Source organism: Clostridium sp. ATCC BAA-442, from assembly GCF_964239415.1.
Taxonomy (GTDB): domain Bacteria; phylum Bacillota; class Clostridia; order Oscillospirales; family Oscillospiraceae; genus Flavonifractor; species Flavonifractor plautii.
Genome location: NZ_CAXSQB010000057.1, coordinates 1 through 6854, shown reverse-complemented (window position 1 = coordinate 6854; position 6854 = coordinate 1). Strand labels below are relative to the sequence as shown.

General features: G+C 61.1%; 5 protein-coding genes and 2 tRNA genes. All 7 read right to left on the bottom strand.

Features of this window, described 5'->3' with window-relative positions; genetic code table 11:
- Positions 1 to 35 precede the first annotated feature (35 nt).
- Positions 36 to 1094, bottom strand: coding sequence for a chitobiase/beta-hexosaminidase C-terminal domain-containing protein (locus ACESY8_RS17150; RefSeq protein WP_154024230.1), 1059 nt, complete (start codon positions 1092 to 1094; stop codon positions 36 to 38).
- A gap of 81 nt (positions 1095 to 1175) precedes the next feature.
- Entirely contained in the window at positions 1176 to 1991 is an 816-nt protein-coding gene (locus ACESY8_RS17145; protein WP_196011521.1) for a hypothetical protein, read from the bottom strand.
- 62 nt (positions 1992 to 2053) lie between these two features.
- Complete coding sequence (locus ACESY8_RS17140; protein WP_196011519.1) at positions 2054 to 3760, bottom strand: portal protein; 1707 nt, start codon at positions 3758 to 3760, stop codon at positions 2054 to 2056.
- The gene (locus ACESY8_RS17135; protein ID WP_196011517.1) at positions 3760 to 3999 is read right to left on the bottom strand and encodes a hypothetical protein; all 240 of its coding nucleotides are present in this window, start codon (positions 3997 to 3999) and stop codon (positions 3760 to 3762) included. The genes ACESY8_RS17140 and ACESY8_RS17135 overlap by 1 nt, the downstream gene beginning before the upstream one ends.
- Before the next feature lie 4 nt (positions 4000 to 4003).
- Positions 4004 to 5422 (bottom strand): phage terminase large subunit, encoded by a 1419-nt coding sequence (locus ACESY8_RS17130; protein ID WP_196011515.1) that lies wholly within the window; start codon positions 5420 to 5422, stop codon positions 4004 to 4006.
- An 818-nt stretch (positions 5423 to 6240) separates the two neighbouring features.
- Positions 6241 to 6316, bottom strand: a tRNA-Thr gene (locus ACESY8_RS17125).
- Between the two features lie 358 nt (positions 6317 to 6674).
- A tRNA-Gln gene (locus ACESY8_RS17120) sits at positions 6675 to 6748 on the bottom strand.
- Between the last annotated feature and the right edge of the window lie 106 nt (positions 6749 to 6854).

Here is a 6854-nt window from a genome sequence, read left to right as displayed (position 1 = left end):
GCCCCCCCCCCCCCCCCCCCCCGGGCCCTTTCTGCTTAACCGCCGGCGCCTACCACGGTGTAGCTGGCCACCGCGGAGGGGAACTTGCCGGTCTCCACGTCCACGGCCTTGACCACAACGCCCTTCTCCGCGCTGAACGTGTTGGAATACACCTGCGCCGTAGCGGAATAGCGGGGGTCGGTGCCGTCCACGGTGTACTTGCAGGTGCCCTTCTTGGTGATGGTCACAGTGCCGGTGGTGTCCTTAATGGTGGGAGCCGCCGTCACACTGCCAGATGCTCCGGCCACGTACAGTCCGTTGGCCTTGGTACCCAGCACGAAGGAGTCGTGATAGATGCGCCCCTCCAGCAGATTGCCGCCGATGCCGGGCGGATCCTGGTGGATCTTCATGTCGTTCAGCTTCACCGGGTCTACCGTGGAGCCCTTGTACTTCACCAGGAAGTACACCCCGGCGGGCAGATAGGAGGCGGGCACCCGCTTGACTACCATATTGTCAATCTCTCCCACCTCGCCCTTGCTGACGGACTTCTTGCCCAGGGCCTCGATGGAGATGAACTGGTCAGACAGGGCCAGCAGCTTGAAATACTCGTTGGGGATGTAGAGGGTGCGGTTGCTCCAGGGAACCAGCCGGTCGGACATGGCCGCGCCAGCGTCGAAGATCGCGTCCACAATGTCGCCCTTGGTCGGCGCAGCAGACAGGCCCTCAATAATACCCGCATTGGTGCACCACTCGCGGAAGCGGTACTTGTCCACATAGGGAATGACCTGCTGCTCAATCTGCCGCTTGGCGGCGCGGGTGGCTCCCTTGATGTTGTACTGGTCGGACTGGTTGCCCTTGTCGATGGTGAACGTCCAGGACTTCTCGTCCCGCATGGTCATCTCCTGGACGGTATCACCCAGCTCCACGGGGGTGCCGTACCGGTTGGAACCGGTGCGCTGGTAGTCCACCAGGGGCACGGTGTCCACGCTCCACACCCGCACCGTGCGGGTGCCGGAGAAGGAGTAGTCGTGGCCGGTGGCGCTGTCGGTCAGAGAGTCCTGCTTGAATGCCTCGGCTACCTTCTTGGAGAAGGCTTCCGCTAAATTGATTGCCATAATACTTCCTTTCCGCCCTCACCGAACCGGGCGGAGGGATGGGCCTCACCGTCTCCGGTTCGGCCTCTTGGGCTCTTTTCCTTAATCTGCCTCGTCCCAGTATTTGGAGATGAGGCCGGCGTTGTCGTCTGCGGTGTCCCCGCCCAGGCTGCCGGGGGTCTTGTCCCGGTTGGCCTTGTTCTGCCGCTCAGCGGCCAGCTCAGCCTGGAGGCGCTTGTTCTCCCAGCGGGTGTACGCATTTGTGAGCGTGTCGCCTCCGCGCACCGCGCCCCACACCTCGGGCGGAATGCTCTTGGGATCTACGCCGGGGTATGACTGATAGAACGCCTCAATGTCCTGCTTCCGGGCCTGGGCCTGCTGCTGAGCATGCTTCAGAACGCTGTTTTGCTGGTCTTGATACGCCTGGATTTCGGCCCGCTGCCGCGCAAGGTCGGCCCGTTCCTTTTCCATGCTCACCCTGGCTGCCGCGTCCTGCTCGTTCATGCCGGTTGCGATGAGCTCCTGCTTTCTGCAATAGTCCAGGTAATCGCCAACCGACATACCGTTGCGCTGGGCGTAGGATTTCACCAGCTCCAGGGCGGGATCCGCTTCCTGTCGGTACTGCCGGAGCTGGTCTCGCTCCTGCCGCACATGGTCGTAGTCCCACCCCTTCTGCGCCATGGCGACCAGCTCGTCACGGGTCACCTGGCGGGTCTCGTCCCGGTTCTTGAGGGTAAACAGCTCCGGCTGCGCTACCGGCGCATCCGGCGCTTTTGGTTCCGCAGGAGGGGTTTCCTCGCCGCCCTTCGGCTGGTCTGCCGCAGCCGCCGCCTCCGTCCCCTCTGCTTCGCCCGCCGGGTCCTCCGCGCTCCAGGCGGATTCAATGTCGCCCTGCACGGTCTCCATGGTCTCGTCCATATTGCTTCGCTCCTTCCCGCCCTGGTCTGGGCGGCTTTTATTTGGTCACGGCTGGTCCGCCGCTATACCCGTATCTGGGAGAGGTCCATTCCCTCCATGCCGGTCTGATTGATGGCCCTCTGTAGGTTCCCGTAGCCGGAACCCGCCGCCAGGTCGATTGTGTTACCCTGCCCAGCCTGTACGGCTCCCGTCTGCCCCTGCATGGCTGGCTGAACCATCCCCATCCGCTCCCGCAGGGTCTGAATCAGCTCCTGCTGGTTGGAGATGTAGCCGTTGGGCACCCGCTCCAGGTAGTCCACCACGTTAATCTGGCCGTTCATCAGGAGATTGTCCAGGGTCTGCATCTGCGCAATCTCACTCCAGTAGGCCGAGCCGCCCACGTCCAGCTTAATGGACAACGGCACCTGGTTGAGCAGGGAGAAGTCAAACTCCGTGGGCCGCGGCTTGTCGTCCGGCACCTGCCCCAGGTAGAGCATCTCCTGCTTCTCTTCCTCGGTTGGTTTCAAGTCCACATAGCGAACCCCATAGTAGGCCCGCATCTGATCCAGCCAGATACGCCCCAAATCCTCGACGCACTGGAAGAAATTCTGCTTGGTTAGCTCCATGGGCACCGAGGAGGCTTTCTGCAAGGCGATGATGGCGGAGGTGTTGTCCGGCCTGGTATCGCCCAGGGCCGCGTCTGTGGCCCCCATAAACTCCTTGGTGAGGGAGATGGCAAGCTCGATAAACTGGCTCACCTGGGGCGAGATGGCCGCCGGGTCGATGGCACGGGCCACGTTGGTCACGTCTCCGCCGTTGACCGGGATGGCCTTCCCCACCCCGGAGTCCCACCGGGCAATCCGGGTCTTGTCGTATACAATCTTCGGATAGGCGGTGGTCATGAGGGAGATCATCGTCATGGCAAACATCTTGTTCACGAAGATCTGGTTTGGAATCAGCCCGGTCACCGCCGCCTGGCCGTGATAACAGTTCTGCACGTAGTCCCAATTCATCCAAACAATGGGATAGAGCTGCATCCCCGTGTCCCACTGGCTGCGCACCACCGCGTCCTTGGTGGTCTTGATGGCGCGGACGGTTCCCCCATCTTTCCAGAAGCGGGTGATGGTGGTCACCTTTCCGTCGGTCATAGCGTCAAAGCGGTCGCCGGTCTCGTCGCAGTCCGATAAGATGTCCTCCGCCGCGCCGCCCTGCGCCCTGGCCTGCTCCTTTACCTCGTCCAGCAGCTCCCGGCGGGAGATCAGAAGATAGGGCTGGCTCTGCACATCCCGGTTTGTGGGGTTACCGAAGGACACGCGGGTATTTTCCAAAATTTCTGTGCGGATGGTGCCCTTCGCCGTCTGCCCGGTCTCCGCATCGGGGTCAAACCAAACGTAAATGCAGGCGTCTCCGTCTACTGCGGCGTTGCGCATGAACTCGCGGGTCTGTTTCCCTAGCTTATTTTGCTCAAACAGGGCCTCAAACTGGGCGTTGACCACATCCGTCAGCTGTTCCAGATCCCCCAGGGCCGCCATGCCGGAGGAGGACAGAGGCGACGCCGCCATTTTGAGATTGTCCGTGGCTGTAGAGGCCACCACATAGAGGATGATCCGCTTGATGAAGTTGAACACGGGGGTAGGAAGGCCGTTGGACTGCACTCCCTCCCACTGCTTCCCGATGTAAAAGTTCTCGTTGGCCCGCACATTGTCATACAGATTGAGCCCGGCCTTGAAGTTGCAGGCCGTCTCGTACTCGTTCCACACGGACTCGGGGGTGATTTCCTTCTTTGCCATCACTCACCCTCCCGCCGGGGCGGCCACTGATAGCCCATGATATTGTCAATGCCCTCCTGCAACAGCCGCTCCGCCTGGCGTGCGTCCTCCTCCGCCTTCGGGTCGGCCCCCGTGGCCGCATGTCCCAGCTCCACGTGCACCTCCGGCGCGGGCGGTTCCCGCTCCAGCCGTTTCTCCAGAGCCTCCAGGCGGGCCTCCAGCCGCCCCACGTGCAGGGCAAGCGAAATCAGCTTGTTCATGTCCTTATCCTCCGTAGCTCAGATATCCGTCGGCGGCCTCTCCGCCGGTCATGTAGTCGTCGTACTCCTCCACATAGTCCACATCGTCCCGCTCCGGCCGCACCGGCTCCAGCCGTGCCCCCATCGTCCGGTAGATCAGCCCATAGCGCAGGGCGTCGGGACTGTGGGTAATCTCGTGGGGCTCTTTGGCGCAGTCCGAGGGGTTCTTTTCGTCGTGCTGGAGGGCGGGCAAATCCCGGATCATCCGAGGGCAGTCCTCGGTGAAGAGCATCCCCGGGCGTCCGTCCGGTCGCTCCTTCAGGAACTCCTTCACCACCATCCAGCCCTGCACCCGCTGGCTGGAGGCCCGGACAATCCCGATGCCGTTCTCCATGAAAATCTCGGCCATGGTGCGCCCCGTGTCCTTCTGGGTGCTCCACATGTCCGGCGGGGCAACAGTAAACTGAATCTGCTCCTCCGGCGGGGTCAGCCGACGCATGGCCGCCGCTGCCTCGGACACAATCAGGCCGCTCTCGCAATACTCCCGGTACACCCACACCCGGTCGTCAAAGTCAATGGCAAACCAGTAACAGGCGAACATATCAAGTCCGTAGTCAAACGCCCGGTAGCGGGGCCACTCCGTCGGCACAATAAATGGCTTCACTACGTGCCGCTCCCGCCGGAACTCGCTGAAATACTGTCCGGCCATGGCATCCCAGTCGCCGTAGCGGTGTGCCGCCCGGATGTCCTCGGGAAGCGTGTCTAGCATCTGGATGTACTCCGGGGACGCTTTCAGCAGCTCCTTGTTGTCCTCCACCGTGGCTGGGATGAAGGAGTAATCCCGTCCGCTCTCGACGCCCTCATATTCTCGTGTGACAAACAGCCGCTTCACCCACTGATGCCCGACGCCGCCGGGGTTACAGGTCAAATAGAAGTGCTTCGGAATCTCGTTGACGCCACGGAGCGTCGCGCCCATGGTGCGGAACTCATACTCGGTGAAGTGGGTGGCCTCGTCCATGAAAATCCAGTCGTATTCCTGACCCTGGTACTCCGTGATAGCCGCTGCGCTCTGCAAGTGGCCGAACTTCACGGTGGAACCGTTGGCAAAGAACAGCATTCGCATGGTGCCGTTGTAGGTGGCAATCAGGTCGCCGCAGGGCCGCCCGTCCATCGTAGCGGAGTTAATCAGCTTATTCATGGGCTGGATGATGGTTTGCTCCAGCTCCGGGTAGGTGCGCCGCAGAATCAGAATCTTGATGCCCGGATACTGCAAGGCTCCCCGGATGCAGGCCCGGATCAGCACGTGGGTCTTGCCGCCGCCCCGCGCGCCGCCATAGGCCGTGTACCGGGTCTTGCTCTCTATGAACTGCCACTGCTTGGGATACAGCTCCCCCAGCTCCAGCTTGATTTCCCCCGTGGGCTGATTCGGTTTCCGCCTTGCCACAACCTACCTCCAGACAAACGAAAAGAGGCCAACCGCCGAGTTTTCCTCGGTAGTTGGCCTCTAGGGCTCCTTCAATATCACCGGATGGGATGCCTTGCACTTGGGGCAGTAGGGAGCTACCCCGCTCCCGTGGGCCCCCTTCTCCAGCGCCCCAATCTTGGCCCAGGTCACCGGACACAATACCCATCCGCCCTGAACCACAGCTCTCTGTTTTGAAATTTTCGGGTCTGCCATGAAAACATCCCCACCCCCTGTTTTGTAGTACCCCCGCCCCCGTCTCCTGCAACTGCGGGGCGGCAAATTTGAGCGGGTGAGGATTTGCACCTCACATATGGGCCTCACCAAAGCTCTACGCCCACGACTTCGCCGCTGTTGCTTTGTTCTTCACAGACGGTTACTCTTCTTCACTGTCGGCGTCTACTATTGCTGGTAATCGCACCAGTTTTACCACAATTAGTGTCTATTCCGCCACCGCTCAATGGTACAACGCCCGGTGCCACTGCCGAGTATCTAAATCGTTTCTCTGGGCGGTCACTCACCCCTGGCATACTCCGGCACGCTGTTGGTGCCACCGCCCGCCTCATGCGGCGAGGAGCGGCATATGGCGGACAGTAGGTTGTCCAGCCGCCCATTGGCATTTAATTTAATCGCGCAGTGCCTCTTTTGCTTTCCATCTGCGTTTGGAGCCGAGAGGCGGTATTGAGCCGCCACACGTCCACGGCGTTGTCCATGGCCGCCGCTTTCGCTTCTGCTGCTGCACTCGGCATATAAAGCACCACCACAAGATGATGCTTTGTCCGGCATACACCGGGCATCTCTGGAGCCACCGGGAGGAATCGAACCTCCAACCTACCGATTACAAGACGGTTGCTCTACCAGTTGAGCTAAGATGGCATATTTGCGCCGTCTCGCTTAGATTGACACACCCTGGTCTCGGCGGCGACATCATGATTAGCCACTCGCAGGGCAGTTTTCAGCGGGATAGCGCGTTTTTGACTCTCAAAGGCTGCCATTATACCCGGAGTCGGCCAGCTATGGCTACTGGCAGGCCGCTGGTGATTTCACTGGCAAGATACGCGACCCCGATTCGCCAGTATAGTGTCTCTCCACAGTCATTTGCCGCATGGAGGGCGCGACCCTCCGCCCAGTTTATGGGGTGGTTTTCAGCCGTGCAGCGTAGGGGCCCGATATTACCCGCCTCGGTGCCGGGCGGTAGAAAAGGAGGATGCGGGAAAAGTCCGGCTCACGCCGGTGGCAGGGGATGCAGGAATCGAACCTGCGATATGAGGGCCAAACCCTCATGCCTTACCGCTTGGCGAATCCCCTGTGTAATGCTTTGGAGGCGTTTAGTGAAAGCGGTGATACCCCTATACCCTCCCTGGAAAGGCACCCCCGATTTTCCGCTACCCCCGTACCGGGTGGGGGTGGGGCG

What these genes read in the sequence shown, in the direction of transcription:
- ACESY8_RS17150 (WP_154024230.1), bottom strand. Translation starts at nt 1,094, where the DNA reads ATGGCAATCAATTTAGCGGAAGCCTTCTCCAAGAAGGTAGCCGAGGCA.
- ACESY8_RS17145 (WP_196011521.1), bottom strand. Translation starts at nt 1,991, where the DNA reads ATGGACGAGACCATGGAGACCGTGCAGGGCGACATTGAATCCGCCTGG.
- ACESY8_RS17140 (WP_196011519.1), bottom strand. Translation starts at nt 3,760, where the DNA reads ATGGCAAAGAAGGAAATCACCCCCGAGTCCGTGTGGAACGAGTACGAG.
- ACESY8_RS17135 (WP_196011517.1), bottom strand. Translation starts at nt 3,999, where the DNA reads ATGAACAAGCTGATTTCGCTTGCCCTGCACGTGGGGCGGCTGGAGGCC.